17 protein-coding genes and 1 tRNA gene are annotated in these 16,186 nt (G+C 44.7%); 17 read left to right on the top strand and 1 reads right to left on the bottom strand.

All coding sequences use genetic code 11. From position 1 onward, the window contains the following. Positions 1-4 precede the first annotated feature (4 nt). From nuoF to nuoE, 3 genes are read left to right on the top strand one after another with little or no spacing between them, the layout of a single operon-like run. Complete coding sequence (gene nuoF, locus KQP79_RS13130; RefSeq protein WP_004310195.1) at positions 5-1,912, top strand: NADH-quinone oxidoreductase subunit NuoF; 1,908 nt, start codon at positions 5-7, stop codon at positions 1,910-1,912. 13 nt (positions 1,913-1,925) lie between these two features. Further along, positions 1,926-3,692, top strand: coding sequence for an NADH-dependent [FeFe] hydrogenase, group A6 (locus KQP79_RS13125; RefSeq protein WP_138343412.1), 1,767 nt, complete (start codon positions 1,926-1,928; stop codon positions 3,690-3,692). Between the two features lie 19 nt (positions 3,693-3,711). Continuing rightward, positions 3,712-4,188, top strand: coding sequence for an NADH-quinone oxidoreductase subunit NuoE (gene nuoE / locus KQP79_RS13120; RefSeq protein WP_004305841.1), 477 nt, complete (start codon positions 3,712-3,714; stop codon positions 4,186-4,188). Between the two features lie 87 nt (positions 4,189-4,275). Here the strand turns inward: nuoE and KQP79_RS13115 are convergent. After that, positions 4,276-4,363: transfer RNA gene (locus KQP79_RS13115), tRNA-Ser, on the bottom strand. A 397-nt stretch (positions 4,364-4,760) separates the two neighbouring features. On the opposite strand from KQP79_RS13115, the gene KQP79_RS13110 reads away from it, so the two are divergent. The 14 genes from KQP79_RS13110 to KQP79_RS13050 all read left to right on the top strand — a co-directional run bounded on the left by KQP79_RS13110 (position 4,761) and on the right by KQP79_RS13050 (position 15,971). Beyond that, positions 4,761-5,375 (top strand): TetR/AcrR family transcriptional regulator, encoded by a 615-nt coding sequence (locus KQP79_RS13110; RefSeq protein ID WP_264386530.1) that lies wholly within the window; start codon positions 4,761-4,763, stop codon positions 5,373-5,375. A gap of 97 nt (positions 5,376-5,472) precedes the next feature. Beyond that, complete coding sequence (locus tag KQP79_RS13105; protein ID WP_264386529.1) at positions 5,473-6,579, top strand: tyrosine-type recombinase/integrase; 1,107 nt, start codon at positions 5,473-5,475, stop codon at positions 6,577-6,579. Between the two features lie 532 nt (positions 6,580-7,111). Next, a complete protein-coding gene (locus tag KQP79_RS13100; protein WP_264386528.1) occupies positions 7,112-7,531 on the top strand; it encodes a hypothetical protein in 420 nt (139 codons plus the stop codon). 57 nt (positions 7,532-7,588) lie between these two features. Continuing rightward, positions 7,589-8,212 carry a hypothetical protein gene (locus tag KQP79_RS13095; RefSeq protein ID WP_117740845.1) on the top strand — a complete coding sequence of 208 codons (624 nt, stop codon included), beginning with the start codon at positions 7,589-7,591 and terminating at the stop codon, positions 8,210-8,212. 80 nt (positions 8,213-8,292) lie between these two features. Further along, positions 8,293-8,736, top strand: coding sequence for an Imm12 family immunity protein (locus KQP79_RS13090; protein ID WP_118420339.1), 444 nt, complete (start codon positions 8,293-8,295; stop codon positions 8,734-8,736). A gap of 71 nt (positions 8,737-8,807) precedes the next feature. Then, positions 8,808-9,200: a hypothetical protein gene (locus KQP79_RS26020; protein ID WP_413541947.1), complete on the top strand. Its 393-nt coding sequence runs from the start codon at positions 8,808-8,810 to the stop codon at positions 9,198-9,200. 79 nt (positions 9,201-9,279) lie between these two features. Then, positions 9,280-10,029: a hypothetical protein gene (locus KQP79_RS13085; RefSeq protein ID WP_264386527.1), complete on the top strand. Its 750-nt coding sequence runs from the start codon at positions 9,280-9,282 to the stop codon at positions 10,027-10,029. 62 nt (positions 10,030-10,091) lie between these two features. Continuing rightward, positions 10,092-10,685, top strand: a complete 594-nt coding sequence (locus KQP79_RS13080; protein WP_115485218.1) for a hypothetical protein — start codon at positions 10,092-10,094, stop codon at positions 10,683-10,685. A 33-nt stretch (positions 10,686-10,718) separates the two neighbouring features. Continuing rightward, on the top strand, positions 10,719-11,186 hold the full coding sequence (locus tag KQP79_RS13075; protein ID WP_264386526.1) for a hypothetical protein: 468 nt from the start codon (positions 10,719-10,721) through the stop codon (positions 11,184-11,186). A gap of 22 nt (positions 11,187-11,208) precedes the next feature. Further along, entirely contained in the window at positions 11,209-11,667 is a 459-nt protein-coding gene (locus tag KQP79_RS13070) for a hypothetical protein (RefSeq protein WP_264386525.1), read from the top strand. A 28-nt stretch (positions 11,668-11,695) separates the two neighbouring features. Further along, positions 11,696-12,538, top strand: coding sequence for a helix-turn-helix domain-containing protein (locus tag KQP79_RS13065; protein ID WP_264386524.1), 843 nt, complete (start codon positions 11,696-11,698; stop codon positions 12,536-12,538). 31 nt (positions 12,539-12,569) lie between these two features. Further along, positions 12,570-13,472, top strand: a complete 903-nt coding sequence (locus KQP79_RS13060; protein WP_264386523.1) for an RteC domain-containing protein — start codon at positions 12,570-12,572, stop codon at positions 13,470-13,472. 35 nt (positions 13,473-13,507) lie between these two features. Then, positions 13,508-13,936: a helix-turn-helix domain-containing protein gene (locus KQP79_RS13055; RefSeq protein WP_413541946.1), complete on the top strand. Its 429-nt coding sequence runs from the start codon at positions 13,508-13,510 to the stop codon at positions 13,934-13,936. Beyond that, entirely contained in the window at positions 13,899-15,971 is a 2,073-nt protein-coding gene (locus KQP79_RS13050; RefSeq protein WP_264386522.1) for a bifunctional DNA primase/helicase, read from the top strand. The genes KQP79_RS13055 and KQP79_RS13050 overlap by 38 nt, the downstream gene beginning before the upstream one ends. Positions 15,972-16,186: the final 215 nt, after the last annotated feature.

Here is a 16,186-nt window from a genome sequence, read left to right as displayed (position 1 = left end):
ACTTATGAAAATTTTATCTATCCATGATTTGGCAACAATCAGGAAGAGAGCAGAGCACAATCTTTCATTGCGCGAAGAAAGTAATGAAAAGGTGACTGAAAAGTGTTACGGACTGGCATCCGGTGCGCAACATCTTCAGATTCTGATCTGCGGTGGTACAGGCTGTAAGGCATCTTCCAGCCAGGGTATTACAGACAATCTTCTAAAAGCCATCAAAAAGAACGAAATCACCGATAAAGTAGAAGTCATCACCGTAGGCTGTTTCGGCTTCTGTGAAAAAGGTCCTATCGTGAAAATTATCCCCGATAATACCTTTTACACCCAAGTCACTCCCGAAGATGCGGAAGAAATCATCAACGAGCATATCATCGGAGGACGAAGAATCGAACGGTTGCTGTATGTAGATCCCAAAACGGAACATACCGTCAGCGACTCCAAGCACATGGATTTCTACCGGAAACAACTCCGCATCGCATTGCGTAACTGTGGTTTTATCGATCCCGAAAATATTGAAGAGTATATCGCCCGTGAAGGATACTTTGCATTGGCCGATTGCCTGCTTAACAAACAGCCGACGGACGTTATTGATATTATCAAACGTTCGGGACTTCGCGGACGTGGTGGTGGCGGTTTCCCGACGGGACTGAAATGGGAATTTGCCAACAAGCAACAGTCAGATGTCAAATACGTGGTTTGTAACGCCGACGAAGGAGATCCCGGTGCATTCATGGACCGTTCCATTATGGAGGGCGACCCACATTCGATTGTAGAAGCGATGTGTGTCTGCGGTTATTCCATCGGGTCCACCAAAGGATTAGTATATATCCGTGCCGAATATCCGTTAGCTATCAACCGACTGAAAACAGCTATCAATCAGGCGCGCGAATACGGATTACTGGGAGATCATATCTTAGGAACAGATTTCAGTTTCGACATAGAAATACGATACGGAGCCGGAGCTTTTGTCTGCGGAGAAGAAACTGCCCTTATTCATTCGATGGAAGGAAAACGGGGAGAGCCGACTCTGAAACCTCCCTTCCCTGCCGAATCCGGTTATCTGGGAAAACCAACCAATGTAAATAATGTGGAAACGCTTGCCAATATTCCCATTATTCTAACCAAAGGAGCCGACTGGTTTGCAACGATTGGCACAGAACGTTCCAAAGGAACCAAAGTGTTTGCTCTTGCCGGAAAGATTAATAATGTCGGACTGATCGAAGTGCCGATGGGAACTACTCTTCGGGAAGTAATCTACGAAATCGGAGGAGGCATCAAAGGCGGAAAGAAGTTCAAAGCTGTACAAACAGGAGGACCGTCAGGCGGCTGTCTGACAGAAAAACATCTGGACACTCCCATTGACTTTGACAACCTTCTCTCGGCCGGTTCCATGATGGGTTCAGGAGGGATGATTGTCATGGATGAGGACGACTGCATGGTATCCGTAGCCCGCTTTTATCTGGATTTTACAGTGGAAGAGTCCTGCGGGAAATGCACACCTTGCCGCATTGGAAACAAACGTCTGTTGGAACTACTGAACAAGATTACAGAAGGAAAAGGCACAGAAAAAGACCTGGACACACTTGCCACTTTGGGACAAGTCATCAAAGATACGGCCCTCTGCGGACTGGGACAAACCTCTCCGAATCCCGTTTTATCCACATTGGATAACTTCTACGATGAATATATGGAACACGTACGGGATAAGACTTGTCGTTCCAAGCAATGTAAATCACTATTAACATATACCATCAGTCCGGAACGTTGCATTGGTTGTCATCTATGCGCCAAAAACTGTCCGGCGGATGCTATCAGCGGGCTGGTGCGTAAGCCACATGTCATTGCTCCCGATAAATGTATCAAATGCGGCATGTGTATGGCACGCTGCAAATTCAATGCTATTCTTGTCTGCTAAAATCTTATTTACTATGGAAGAAAAACAAATTACTCTCCAGATAGACGGTCATTTCATCACTGTCCCCGAAGGAAGTACCATCCTTGAAGCTGCCACGAAAATCGGCATCAACATACCTACCTTGTGTCACATCGACCTGAAAGGCACCTGCATAAAGAACAATCCTGCTTCCTGTCGCATCTGCGTGGTCGAAGTTATAGGACGCCGCAATCTGGCTCCTGCCTGCGCTACCCGTTGCACAGAAGGAATGGTAGTAAAAACCAGTACGCTACGTGTGATGAACGCACGCAAAGTGGTAGCCGAACTTATCCTGTCGGATCATCCCAACGACTGTCTCACCTGCCCCAAATGTGGCAATTGTGAACTTCAGACATTAGCGCTACGCTTTAATATCCGCGAAATGCCTTTCAATGGAGGCGAGCTCTCTCCCCGCAAGCGGGAAATCACTGCCTCCATCGTGCGCAACATGGATAAATGTATTTTCTGTCGCCGCTGCGAAAGTGTCTGCAACGATGTTCAAACAGTCGGTGCGCTCGGTGCCATCCGTCGCGGATTCAACACGACGATAGCCCCTGCCTTTGACCGGATGATGACGGAAAGCGAATGTACCTATTGCGGACAATGCGTAGCTGTCTGTCCGGTGGGTGCACTGACCGAACGCGATTATACGAACCGCCTGCTCGACGACTTAGCTAACCCGGATAAAGTGGTGATTGTGCAAACAGCCCCTGCCGTACGTGCTGCCTTAGGTGAAGAATTCGGTTTTCCTCCCGGCACACTGGTAACCGGAAAAATGGTTTATGCACTGCGTGAACTGGGATTCGACTATGTATTCGATACTGACTTTGCCGCCGACCTCACCATCATGGAAGAAGGATCGGAAATACTAAACCGTCTGACGCGTTATCTCAACGGAGATAAATCCGTACGATTACCTATCCTGACTTCCTGCTGTCCGGCATGGGTCAACTTCTTCGAACATCATTTCCCGGACATGCTGGACATTCCGTCCACCGCCCGCTCCCCACAACAGATGTTCGGTTCCATTGCCAAATCCTATTGGGCGGAGAAAATGGGCATACCCAGAGAAAAACTGGTTGTCGTATCTATCATGCCTTGTCTGGCTAAAAAGTACGAATGTGCACGTGATGAATTCAAAGTGAACGGTATCCCCGATGTGGATTATTCTATCTCTACCCGTGAACTGGCACGACTAATTAAACGTGCCAATATCGGGTTCCCTCTCGTACTGGACAGCCCATTCGACAACCCGATGGGTGAATCGACAGGTGCCGGTGTCATTTTCGGAACAACAGGTGGTGTAATGGAAGCCGCCCTCCGTTCTGTCTATGAAATCTATACCGGAGAACCTTTGAAAAATGTAAATTTCGAACAGGTACGCGGACTAAATGGCGTCCGTCGTGCTACCATTAACCTAAACGGATTTGAATTAAAAGTAGGCATCGCACACGGACTAGGCAACGCTCGTCATCTACTGGAAGATATACGGAACGGACATAACGAATATCATGTAATCGAAATTATGGCTTGCCCCGGAGGCTGTATCGGTGGCGGCGGGCAGCCTTTGCATCACGGCAACTCGGAAATACTCTATGCACGCGCCAACGCACTTTACCGTGAAGACGCCAACAAACCTTTGCGCAAATCGCACGAGAATCCGTATATCAAGACATTATACGAGGATTATCTCGGCAAACCGCTAGGTGAGAAATCGGAAACTCTCCTGCATACGCATTATTTCAACAAAGCGATTGATTAACTTTTAAATGAAGAGTATTATGTCAGATATCAAACTAGCCTGTGACATGGCAGAGCAAATCAAAACGATCTGCGACAAGCATGGAAACAAACCGGGCGAACTTATCAATATTTTGCATGAGGCACAGCATTTGCAAGGGTATCTACCCGAGGAAACGCAACGGATTATCGCTTCCAAACTTGGAATTCCCGTATCGAAAGTGTATGGTGTCGTCACTTTCTATACTTTCTTTACCATGACTCCCAAAGGAAAACATCCCATCTCTGTTTGCATGGGTACAGCTTGTTATGTACGTGGTTCAGAAAAACTGCTGGAAGAGTTCAAACGTGTATTAGGTATCGAAGTCGGTGACACTACCCCGGACGGAAAGTTCTCATTAGACTGTCTGCGTTGTGTAGGCGCCTGCGGACTGGCTCCGGTAGTGATGATCGGCGAGAAGGTATATGGTCGATTACAACCGGTAGATGTAAAGAAGATTATTGAAGAATTGGAATAACCGAATTCCCGAAAACAATATAAAACAAACGGCTGCCTTGATAAGTCAAAACAGCCGTTCATTAATATTAAAATGTAAAAAATGATGCGGAGAGAACGAGATTCGAACTCGTGATACCCTTTAGGGGTATACACGCTTTCCAGGCGTGCCTCTTCAACCACTCGAGCACCTCTCCTTACAATTACCAACTAGAGAAAAAACTCTCCATAAAAACAGAAAGCAGCAAAAAGCTGCTTTCTAGCGGAGAGACAGGGTTTTGAACCTATAACTCTAACCGCTTATATTTCAGCTACTTTGCTTTCAAAATTTCAAATAGGTAACGAAACAGTAACGATTTTCAACCGTTAAGCCTGTCCGACTTTGACCGCTGTTTGTCTGCCTAACTTTCGGGTTCAAAGATACGGCTTTCTTTTGAAACTCGCAAATATCTGATAATAAATATTTTTGGGTTAGTGCAAGGTGCAAGCTATATATATAAATATATACTTGCACCTTGCACTAAAAAAAAGCACTGGAGTACAAATGGTTAAAACAAAATCCGTATCTTCGTAACCAATTAAAAACTAACATGTATGATAATAACTAACCGTGAAGAAGTAATAGATAAAGCGTTCGGCGTATTTGTCAGGATGAACTACGAGAAAGCAAGCATCATCACGCTTGCCAAAGCCTGCGGGGTGACAAAAACGGGCATCGTTTATTATTTTCCGCACAAGCAGGATTTGTTCATGGCTGTGGCGGACAAATACGTGTTAAAAATGCACGAGCCGGAAAACAAGTTTGCCGCTCCTGCCGAAACGTTGGCAGAGTTCATCGGGCAATACGTGGCGGGGGTAGCCGCTTCCATGAAAAGGATTGTTGAACTGATTGGCGACAATGGCGACCCGCATGATTGTAGCCCCAACTTCTACTACTTTCATTTCCTGTCACAAGTGCGTATGTACTATCCGGGCATCAGGCAGAAAATCGAAAGGATGTTCAGCCACGACCATGACCTGTGGGCGAAAGTCGTGCAGAAAGCAAAAGACAGTGGGGAAATCAGGAGCGACACGGACGTGAAGAAAACGGCTATCATGTTCCGGCAAATGTTTTTAGGACTGTCATACGAACAAGCATTTCTGAACGGTTTGAACGTGGACGAACTGGCAGAAAACTTTCACTATATCTATTCACTACTTAAAGCCTGATGCAGTTTTGTTTTTTTAACTTCCATTATTTTTGAACGCATGTTCAAAATATGGCGTTTTTGTTTTATCTTTGGAGCATGAAGCAAAATTCAGCGACATGGATAAGGTTCAGAAACAAAGAGGAAGCATCGTGCTACACAAAGAAACAAGGGACGGTGCAGACTACATACGGGTAGAGTATGCGAACAGTCAGGCTGTCGCCCAACTGCTCGCCCAAGACACGGGCATGGAAATGGCTGGCAACGGCTCTGCATACATAGCGTCAGCCGCTTTCAGCCTGCCGGATTTCTACGACCGCTATTCACCCCACGCCTATATTGATTACAGCCGGGTTTACGTGCGGCATCCCAAACCCAAAAGGGAATACACACTGCCGAAAGGCTATCTCGAACTGCTGGAACAAAAGCGTTACAGCCCCTCGACAGTCAAAACATACCGTGCCTATTTCAGCGATTTCATGGAATATCACAAGGGACGGAACATCGACCGCCTGAAAGTGCCGGACATCAACAAGTACATACTCTATCTTGTGAACGAGAAGAAAATCTCGGTGTCGCAACAGAATATGCGCATCAATGCTATCAAGTTCTATTACGAGCAGGTGAAAGGCGGCAAACGGCAATACTACGGTGGTATCACCCGTGCCAAAGAGTACAAGAGCCTGCCCGAAGTGTTGAGCAAGAATGAAATTAAGCGCATCCTTGCACAAATTTCCAACATCAAGCATCACTGCATGATTTCGTTGGTTTACTCTGCCGGACTTAGAAGAAGCGAATTGCTTAACCTGACCCCGCAGGACATCAACAGCGAAACAATGTCGGTTCGCATCATGGGCAAGGGGAAGAAATGCCGTTATTCGCTCCTTTCGCCCAAGTTGCTGGAAGAACTACGGCACTACTTCCGGGAATATCGTCCACAAAAATGGTTGTTTGAGGGCGAAACACCCGGAGAGCAATATTCGGCAAGTGCATTGGTGAAAGTGCTGAAAGAAGCCGCACATCGTGCAGGCATCAAACACCGGGTACACGTACACATGCTACGCCACTCCTTTGCCACACACTTGCTGGAACAGGGAACAGACCTGCACACGATACAGGAATTGTTGGGACACAACGACATCAAGACCACAACCATTTATCTTCATGTGTCAAGTGCCCATAAAGCAAAAATCCCTAATCCTCTTGATACACTGGATAATTCGTGAGGTGCAGTTATAGAAGTGTAGGAACGACACCATAAGGTGCGGTTATAAATAAATTATAAACAATTTGAGATTAACATTATGAACTGGTATATCTATTGGTGTTTTACAATCAAGTATTTCTTCTGGGGATTACTTGGATATGGTAGAGCCGGAAATTACATTGGCTTTTTGTTTTTCTATCTCCCATTTATTGCATTGATAATGGCACTGATAGCACCATTACCTTTTGTTAATGATAACAAGATTCTTATCTATCTCTCTTGTTCTGTTTTATTTATATTCATAAATGAAATCGTATTTTGGGATGAAACAAAAAGATACCGAAGGTGGAACAACCATTACAGGAACAATAACAACAACAGGAAAAGTTGGTTTTTTGTTGCTATCTCTATAATAGGCACAGTAAGTTGGTTTTTCCTCCCGCTTCTACTTAAAGACTATTATACCAATAGATAAAATGAGTTTATAACGAAGCGTGATAACGCCTACCAGCGTTCCACGCTATCCCATTACCAACAAATAGCGTACATATATGAATGATGTAACAAAAGTAAGAATAGTATATGAATGCAGCATAATAAGTGTTGTTTTGCTGACATTCTTAAAAGGTATGTTCCCATACATGGGAGCATGGTGGCGAGTAGCCCTTATTGCTTCACTTGTAGGATTATGGTTTTCATTGTCTTACCTGAAACGGCATAATTATAAATGGGGGTTCAATTACATAGGAAACCATTTATACATTAACCTCTTATTGAAAGTACAGAAGTGGTTTCAGAACGCTACAATCATAGCTTTATTGATACCTGTATTCTTAAAAGACCTCTTGTATAATCAATATTGCTTAGTAGCATATATATTGCTTGTAGGCATGTTCTTAGGCGTGAAGCTGGCTACTTACACAGTAGAGTACGCTATATATAAAAGTAAATTCATTGGTAACAAAGCGTGATAACGCTTACAGCGTTCCCCGCTTAGCCATTAGCTACGAACGAAAAAAATAGAAGTCATGAAACAGGAAATCATAAACCGAATAAAGCAATTAGGCGGTAATGTCACCAATGTAAAAGGAACGTCTTTATCCGAAGACTTGTGTGCTATAACTTTTAATACCGCATTGTATAAAAAGCCGGAAGATACGCCTTGGCTATCTGCCGAAGACACAGAACCGATTGAAGGTTTGGGCGATTGGGTGGATGAAAATACTGAATTGTTCAATTCTGACAGAGAGGCATTCTATAAGAAAATGGTAGATGCCTACTATACATTGAATGAAGACCCTCGCAGACAATTATTTTGGGTTGCCAAACCTTTTACACCGTTTCAAGAAGGGACAAAAGATTTTGAAGAATGGAATGATTGGTTTTCAGATGATGCAGAGTTGGGCGAAATCATTCAACATTCAACCTGTGCCACTCCCGCCTTTATAGGATTGCTTTATACGGATAGTTATCCCAATTACTATTACATCTGTTTATCAGACCTCAATCCAGAGAATCCGATTGTCTGGAGTACAGACCATGAGGTGTTTTTCACAGATGTTACTAATGAGGGAGCATTAGAAGACTTTCTAAACAAGTTCATGACTAAAGAGGAATTTATAGATATTGTAAAACGAAAATTGGAACAATAATAACGTAGCTAACATGCACCTGTTCCGCCTAACGGCGGCAAGCTGCAACCCATTATCGCTAACTTAATTAAGATAGAAGTATGGAATTTGCATTAAATATAATATATGGTGGAGAACTTAATGCATCTAAAGCTTTAAGTCCTTTTGTGCGCAATATGAGGAAAATCATAAAAGATACCTTTACTTCATTTGAAAATGATAGCGTTTCCTTTTTTAAGTTGACATTGTTCTTTGATGGTGATATTTCGTCCTACTATAATGGAACAGGAGTATATCAACCGAGATATTACAGTGCTAAAAAAGAATATATGGTTAGTTTTTGTATTGACAGGACACAATGGACTGGGAATAAGGAAAAAGATTTAGATTACTTCATATTTATAATAACCGAGCTAATGAACAAAAATGGAATTTTAATTTTGAATAAATTGGCTAAATATGAATACACATTTGATATTAATTCATATAATCACTGTATTGATATTTGCAGAGAAAAAATGAATCATATAAAAAATGAAATATAGCGATAACAAGCACCTATGCCACCTAACGGCGGCAAGCTGCAACCCATTACTAACAATACGAATAACTCTTTATGATAAAATTCATTTTAGATGCGATGTATTATCAGATATTCATATTTAATAGGGATAAATTTATATTAGAAAATCCACATGAGCGGACGATACAGATAATATGTGGAATATTATTTCTTCCTGTTATAGTATTGACATATCTACTGATAGAGGAGAATTTCAATTATAAAACCCCTTTTGTGTTTTTCATCATAATCTATATTTTATTATATAAGACATTCTGTACGTATTATATAAAAGGGAAAAAAGGTATGGAAATTATAAGAAGTAAGCCTCTGATATTTAATAGTCAAAAGATTTCTTCCTTCATATCATGGATGATTTATCCCATTTTGGTTGTATTACTTTATTTTATAATAACACATCGTCATTGGCTAAAAATTATACAATAAAGATTTAATAAGTTAGTAACAACGAAAGATAGCATCTGACGATGCTCCTTTCTAACCATTATAAACAATAGTGCAAAATATGACACAGAAAATATACCATATCATTATCTTTCTACTCTTTTGGATTTGTGGAATAGCTTATTCACAAAATCCAAAAGCGGATATTTTGCGGCAAGACCTTTCGGGCTTGTTTGACAATTCAAGCATGATTGGCATATTAGGAGAAGATTGTAGCCGAATTGACATTCATATTACCGAAGTTCGGAAAATGGATAGTAGAGAATATGAGATAAAGGGTATCAGTCGTACCCGATTATCCGTAATCTGTCCGTTTAAGGGAAAGGTTTGTATAGATAGCATTTCTTCCTGTTCTCAAATGATAAAAAGTGAATATACGGAAATGGACGGTTTCATATACGGGCATTACTCGTTTGCGGAATACGGAGATAAACGATATAGCGGTACATTCTCCGGTTCTTTCAAGCAGGGGTATCGGATGAGCGGACAACAAATAGAGAAAGGACGGAATGAAATAGCAGAACTGAAATTGAACTTATCTGAATATCGGGGTAAGTGGAAATCCGCAAATGGACTGACAAAAGTCTGTTCTTGGGCAGATGAGATTATACCCGATACTCCTGCAAACTTCTGCCTGTTTAATGATGCAGGCGAATGGATTGTATCACCGAAATATCGTAAGAATGGTTGGGAAAATCTATATAATGCCTATCACAATGAGAACCTGACAACGGACGAGATACAAAAGGCTCGTGAAGCGGAAGAACAGGAATGGTGGGTAAATAAAAGCCAATCATACAAAGTAAATTGAGTTTATAACAAAGCGTGATAACGCTTACAGCGTTCCCCGCTTAGCCATTAGATATAATAGGCATGAGAATATTTGTATTATATTGCTTGTTCTTTTTCCCACTTAGCTATGTTATAGCAAAAAACGGCTATGTGGAACAAAATTCAGCAAAGTATCATTCTTTGACTGAAAAAGACACCCTTTATATAGAAACAGAAAAAACAGAATTTGAAATTCTATATAGGCTATGTTTTAACCAGCAAGGTAAAAAGAATGTTGTTTTTGAATTGAAAGCGGTAGATGATAGTAGTATTGACTTCGTGCAAAGCTATACAATCAATGGAGTAAAAAAGTTTGATTATTTTGCCGTGTATGATAATGTGGCAGACGGAAACCGTTTCTTATTCTTTGACTATGAAAATCAAATTGCTTACATAACGCCTACATGTTTTTCCGGTTTCTATCCGATATACAGTTCTGTGGACTTTTCAAAATTGGAAGTCTTATTACGAAATGAACACTCCCATTTGAAACAGCTAAACGACACGTTAAGTGTTGATAGTAACGTGGCTTATGTACCATTTAACTGTAATAATCGAATTATAAAGGCAACTTTTGTTCAATATCCCCAAGCGGGAAAGGGCAATAAATATCTAACAACGAAAGATAGCATCTAACGATGCTCCTTTCTAACCATTAACAATAGTGCGATGAATAAAACGGTTCAATCCATAATATCATTGACAGCTTTCAGTGCTTTGCTGATAGCCATTACATTATTTTGTGGTGGCTTAGGCTTTGGTCGTCTGTTCGGTATATATGGCATTATGGAATATTGTCTTTTGGGTATGCTTGTAATAATAGATATACTGGTAATCTACAAGGTCTATAAACTATATGCAATGCAACCTAAAACCATAATGTTATTGTTGGGCTTGGAATGTTGCTCTATCCTTTTGTGGCTTGCCTTTATCAGTATAGACCAAAGTTTATTGGATTGGCAAATTACAAACTCCATATTGCAAGCTGTTTGTTTAGACGGCTTCACGGGAGATGAACGAGGATTGAATATGCTTGCAGTCTTATGTGGCATTGTTTATCCCCTTATTGGGATTGGGTGTTTATTCACCGGATTGGGATTTGTAAATAAGTTAGTAACAACGAAAGATAGCATCTGACGGTGTTCCTTTCCAAGCCATTATGAATAAAGGAATAAAAAAGACAGATAACTATTTTGAACGAGTGAAGCAGCGTGCAAACCAGACGAATTACAGATATTATTTTTTTGACTACCTGTATTTCAAGGGAGAGGTTTGGGGCAAGAAGATAGGACGGATGTCAGGTTTTATACTGCTGTTTTGGTATTGGTGGTGGATAGTAGTTCTGCCCGGCAACTTTCTCCTGATTAACAGTGTACCGCAATGGTCGTCCTTACATCTTGGCTATTTAGGTGCAATGTTTTTGCTTATTTGTGTATTTATTCTTGCACGATACAGGAAAGCCCGTGTACAGGCATTGTTGAACCACTACCGCCGCTCTAAGCATATCAGCGCAGTGCAGTCATATTTTCTGTTCCTACTGCCCTTTGTACTTTTTTTCTTAGAAACATGGCTGTTCGATGAATGGGGTTGGACGGATTGCGTGAGGTGGAACGAATGATATGTCATTCATATATAAAACATCAGATATGGAACAACGGATTACATCATTATTGCTTCCCGCTCCCGAAGCGGAGCTGGAAGCATCCTGCAAGGAACTGGACGAAAAGGTAACATGGCTGCTGCACAACAGCCGGAAAATGGACAACTACTTGGAACTTGAACCGTTCAGCAAGGACGGGCGGCTGTGCGCCCACGTGTGCGACACGCTCAAAAGCCTGCCGGAAACGCCGACACTGGCGGCGTACAAGGACTACAAGACAATCATCATCCTGCTGGGTATGTCCACCACACATTACGCCGTATTGGACGAACTGGCGGAACAGCACCGCAAGCGGGACGACATACCCGAACTGACCGCCTACTGCGATGCGCTCCACTGGATGCGACCGGGACGGCAGTACCTCTGCAACGTGTACAACACGGTATGCCACGCTTTCCACCTGCTGCGGAGAAACCCGGTAAGGGACAACCGCCTGCTGGTGACGGAAAAGGAGCTGCGCCACGCCGAACGGATGCTGCCGGAACTGGGCAGGCAGACGTTCACCGAAATGGTGCGTCTGAAAGGCTACATGGTCTATGATGCCGAGCAACTGGCGGACAAATGCGGCATGGAATACGGCTCGTTCCGGCGAAAGGTAAAGAAAATGACCGGGTACACGGCTAAGGAATGGGTGATAAAGGAACGTGCAAAGGACGTGGAACACTACCTGACGAACACCAACCTCACGCTTACCGAAGTGGCGTTCACCACCGGGTTCGCATCGACATCGAACCTGAACGACTTCTGCAAGGCTTACTTGCTGGACACGCCGGGCGAGATACGCAGAAAAGCGCAGGAAACAAGAAAATGCACAGTTACAAGAACGTAATGTGAAAAATCAAGAATAAAACAGATTTTTTATGCCCGTAACTTTGTGCTTCATAAAAGATAAGCACAAGGTTATGGAACATAAGATACCGTTGGAAACATACTTCGCCGGACTGCTTCAAAAAGTGGAATGGCAGATACAGGAATACGAGGACACCGCAGCGGACACGCTGACGCTCTGCCGCCTGTGCGTGGACTACCTGCAAGAGATACTGGGCGAACTCAAAACCTTTATAATCTCCTACCCGTTCGCCAGCACGGAAGAGGAAATACACTTCTTCAAGGAACTGAAACCGCTTTTAGCGAGCAAAATCATCTATTACAACACCGTTTACAAGATAGAGGTGCGTTTCCCCAGCGGCAGCGAGGACGTGCAGCGGGACTACCTGCTGTCGGAAACCGACCGCATTTCAAAGTCGTTCCAGCGGAACTTGGCGTTCTACCAGTACCACCGCACGAAAGCCACCTACTTGGACAGGCAGTATTTCATGCGTGGGAAGCCTGACATACAAATCATCGTGGACAGTTTCTATTACGAAACAGACCCACAGTTCAGCACCAGTCACGATTTCAAGGTGGCAAAGATTTTAGCCAACGAACTGCTGGAAATATACCTCACCAACCGCCTGCACGAACTGGAACGCCGGGAACGGCGCAAGCGGGTGAAGAACGGCTTCACGGGAAAAGTGCTGCGCTGGACGGGAACGAAAAGGGCGTTGGTGGAACTTATCTACGCGCTGGACTCCTGCGGCTGTCTGAACAAGGGAACAGTTGATATTAAGGAGATTGTAGCCTACTTTGAATACGTGTTCGACATCGACCTCGGCGACTTCTACCACACCTACATGGAACTAAAAGCCAAGACCAAAGACCGCACGGGCTTCCTCTCCACCCTGAAAGACAGGTTGCTGATGCGCATGAGGGAGCAGGATTAGGCAACCGTGCTTTAACAAAATTTATTTCGCCACAGGTGGGTACATCTGTGGCGTTTTATTTTTCAGGACACCCGAACTTTGCGGCAAATCAATTAGTTACCGTTATGGAAATAATAACATTCGAGTCCAAAGCCTACAAGGAACTGGACAACAAGATTACCGCCATTGCCGATTACATCTTCAACCACGTGGAAACGGCAAGGCAAAGCGAGGAAGACATGTGGGTGGACAGCTACGAGGTCTGCACGTTCCTGAAAATAAGCGAAAAGACCCTGCAACGCCTGCGGGTGTCGGGGACTATCGCCTATTCCAACATCAGGGGACGCTACTTCTACAAGGTCAGCGAGATACGCCGGATGCTGGAAGAACGCCTGATAAGGAGCAACAAGGAGAACATCGACAACCTGATAACCAACCACCAACTGTATGCTAAGGAAAGAGGAAATCTTAGAAAGAACAAGTAACGGGCTGGCGGTGTTCAAACACTACCTGCCCGGCAACTGGCGCATAGGTCGCAACTTCCTTAACCCGCTGTACGAGGACAGCAAGGCTTCCTGCAACATCTATTTCGACCGCCGGGGCGGTATCTACAAGATGAAAGACTTCGGCAACGACAGTTACAGCGGCGATTGTTTCTTCCTCGTGGGGCAGTTAAAGGGGCTGGACTGCAACCGGGCGGCTGACTTCGTGGAGATACTGGAAATCATCGACCGGGATTTGGGCTTGGGGCTGGCTTCCGGCACTCCGGTTTCCGTTCCCCCGGCAACCGTCCGCCGGGCAGTGCCGGACAAACCCGAAGAAACGCCCGAAAAGCCCGTCAAGCCCTACCAGTTCCGGGAACAAAAGTTCCCGCTTGCCGAATTAGTGTACTGGCAACAGTACGGCATCACGCCCGAACTGCTGGAACGTTACAAGGTCTGCTCGCTCCGGGAATACAACAGCGAAACGGCAGAGGGGAAGCCGTACAACTACACTTCATCGGTGGCAGAACCCATGTACGGCTACAAGGGCAAACAGCACATCAAGCTGTACCGCCCGTTCTCCACGCCCCGCTTCCTCTATGGCGGCAGCTTCGGCGAGAACTATTGTTTCGGGCTGGAGCAACTGCCAGCCAAAGGCGACACGCTATTCATCACGGGCGGCGAGAAAGACGTGCTTTCGCTGGCGGCGCACGGTTTTCACGCTATCTGTTTCAACAGCGAAACGGTGACGATACCGCCCACGCTGGTTTATCGGCTGACGTTCCGATTCAAGCACATCGTCCTGCTCTTTGACATGGACAAGACGGGCAGGGAAAGTTCACGCAAGCAGGAAAAACTACTGGAAGAATTTGGCGTGAAACGCCTGCTGCTACCGCTTCCGGGAACGAAAGAGGAAAAGGACATATCCGACTACTTCAAAGCCGGGAACACCCGTGAAGATTTCCTGAAACTGTTTATCGAATTTTTAGACAACCTGTATAGCGACACATTGATTATGCTTAAATCATGCGAGATAGATTTCAACAACCCGCCCGCCAAAGCGCAAGAGATTATTTCGGCGGGTGACGTTCCATTAGGAACGCAAGGCAACCTGTTCGGCATCACCGGGGGCGAGGGAACGGGAAAGAGCAATTATGTAGCCGCAATCGTGGCGGGCTGCATCTGCCCGGCTGGTGCGGAAGTAGATACGCTGGGCATACAGATAACCGCCAACGGCAGGCACAAGGCGGTCTTGCTCTATGACACCGAACAGTCGGAAGTGCAACTGTTCAAGAATGTAAGCAACCTGCTGGCACGTGCCAAACAGCCGGACAAACCCGATGAACTGAAAGCGTTCTGCCTGACGGGTATGTCACGCAAAGAACGCCTGAACGCCATTGTACAGAGCATGGATAAGTTCTACTACCAGTACGGCGGCATCCAGTTGGTCGTCATTGACGGCATCGCAGACCTTGTGAAGAGTGCCAACGATGAAGCGGAAAGCGTGGCGGTGATAGATGAACTTTATCGGCTGGCTGGCATCTATAACACGTGTATTCTGTGCGTGCTGCATTTCGTCCCCAACGGTTTGAAACTGCGGGGACATTTGGGTAGCGAGTTGCAGCGCAAGGCGGCTACTATCCTTTCGATAGAGAAAGACGAAGAACCCGCCCAGTCAGTGGTGAAAGCACTGAAAGTAAGGGACGGAAGCCCGCTGGACGTACCGCTGATGCTCTTTGCATGGGACAAGGAAGCCGGGATGCACGTGTACAAGGGCGAGAAGCCCCGTGAGGAAAAGGAGAAGCGCAAGGAAAGGGAACTGGTGAATGTCGCACGTGACATCTTCGGGCGGCAGACACGCATCACCTACATAGACCTTTGCGAACAGTTGCAGCAGGTATTGGACATCAAGGAGCGCACCGCAAAGAGCTATATCCGCTTCATGCGGGAAAGGGACATCATCACCAAAGACACGGCGAACCAAAGCTGTTTTGTCATAGGTTCATATAATCTTCAAAGGAACGCAAGCTGCCCGTAGGCGTATGGGCGGAACTTGTGTATTTTTAGGTGCTTGTGTCCTGCCCTGTTGTGAAACACGGCAGGATTTTTTCTGTTTGCACGTGATTTTTCAGTGTATTTGCTTAACTTTGCAGAAGTTACACGGAATAGTAACGGCAGTTGGACGGCGGTTGCCGGAATATTGCCTTTATATATAACATATACGTTCGCCGAACGTCCCGATGCGAAAACTGG

Source organism: Bacteroides sp. DH3716P, from assembly GCF_025914115.1.
GTDB classification, from domain to species: domain Bacteria; phylum Bacteroidota; class Bacteroidia; order Bacteroidales; family Bacteroidaceae; genus Bacteroides; species Bacteroides ovatus.
This window is presented reverse-complemented; position numbering and strand designations above follow the sequence as displayed.

What these genes read in the sequence shown, in the direction of transcription:
- nuoF (WP_004310195.1), top strand. Translation starts at nt 5, where the DNA reads ATGAAAATTTTATCTATCCATGATTTGGCAACAATCAGGAAGAGAGCA.
- KQP79_RS13125 (WP_138343412.1), top strand. Translation starts at nt 1,926, where the DNA reads ATGGAAGAAAAACAAATTACTCTCCAGATAGACGGTCATTTCATCACT.
- nuoE (WP_004305841.1), top strand. Translation starts at nt 3,712, where the DNA reads ATGTCAGATATCAAACTAGCCTGTGACATGGCAGAGCAAATCAAAACG.
- KQP79_RS13110 (WP_264386530.1), top strand. Translation starts at nt 4,761, where the DNA reads ATGATAATAACTAACCGTGAAGAAGTAATAGATAAAGCGTTCGGCGTA.
- KQP79_RS13105 (WP_264386529.1), top strand. Translation starts at nt 5,473, where the DNA reads ATGGATAAGGTTCAGAAACAAAGAGGAAGCATCGTGCTACACAAAGAA.
- KQP79_RS13100 (WP_264386528.1), top strand. Translation starts at nt 7,112, where the DNA reads ATGAATGATGTAACAAAAGTAAGAATAGTATATGAATGCAGCATAATA.
- KQP79_RS13095 (WP_117740845.1), top strand. Translation starts at nt 7,589, where the DNA reads ATGAAACAGGAAATCATAAACCGAATAAAGCAATTAGGCGGTAATGTC.
- KQP79_RS13090 (WP_118420339.1), top strand. Translation starts at nt 8,293, where the DNA reads ATGGAATTTGCATTAAATATAATATATGGTGGAGAACTTAATGCATCT.
- KQP79_RS26020 (WP_413541947.1), top strand. Translation starts at nt 8,808, where the DNA reads ATGATAAAATTCATTTTAGATGCGATGTATTATCAGATATTCATATTT.
- KQP79_RS13085 (WP_264386527.1), top strand. Translation starts at nt 9,280, where the DNA reads ATGACACAGAAAATATACCATATCATTATCTTTCTACTCTTTTGGATT.
- KQP79_RS13080 (WP_115485218.1), top strand. Translation starts at nt 10,092, where the DNA reads ATGAGAATATTTGTATTATATTGCTTGTTCTTTTTCCCACTTAGCTAT.
- KQP79_RS13075 (WP_264386526.1), top strand. Translation starts at nt 10,719, where the DNA reads ATGAATAAAACGGTTCAATCCATAATATCATTGACAGCTTTCAGTGCT.
- KQP79_RS13070 (WP_264386525.1), top strand. Translation starts at nt 11,209, where the DNA reads ATGAATAAAGGAATAAAAAAGACAGATAACTATTTTGAACGAGTGAAG.
- KQP79_RS13065 (WP_264386524.1), top strand. Translation starts at nt 11,696, where the DNA reads ATGGAACAACGGATTACATCATTATTGCTTCCCGCTCCCGAAGCGGAG.
- KQP79_RS13060 (WP_264386523.1), top strand. Translation starts at nt 12,570, where the DNA reads ATGCCCGTAACTTTGTGCTTCATAAAAGATAAGCACAAGGTTATGGAA.
- KQP79_RS13050 (WP_264386522.1), top strand. Translation starts at nt 13,899, where the DNA reads ATGCTAAGGAAAGAGGAAATCTTAGAAAGAACAAGTAACGGGCTGGCG.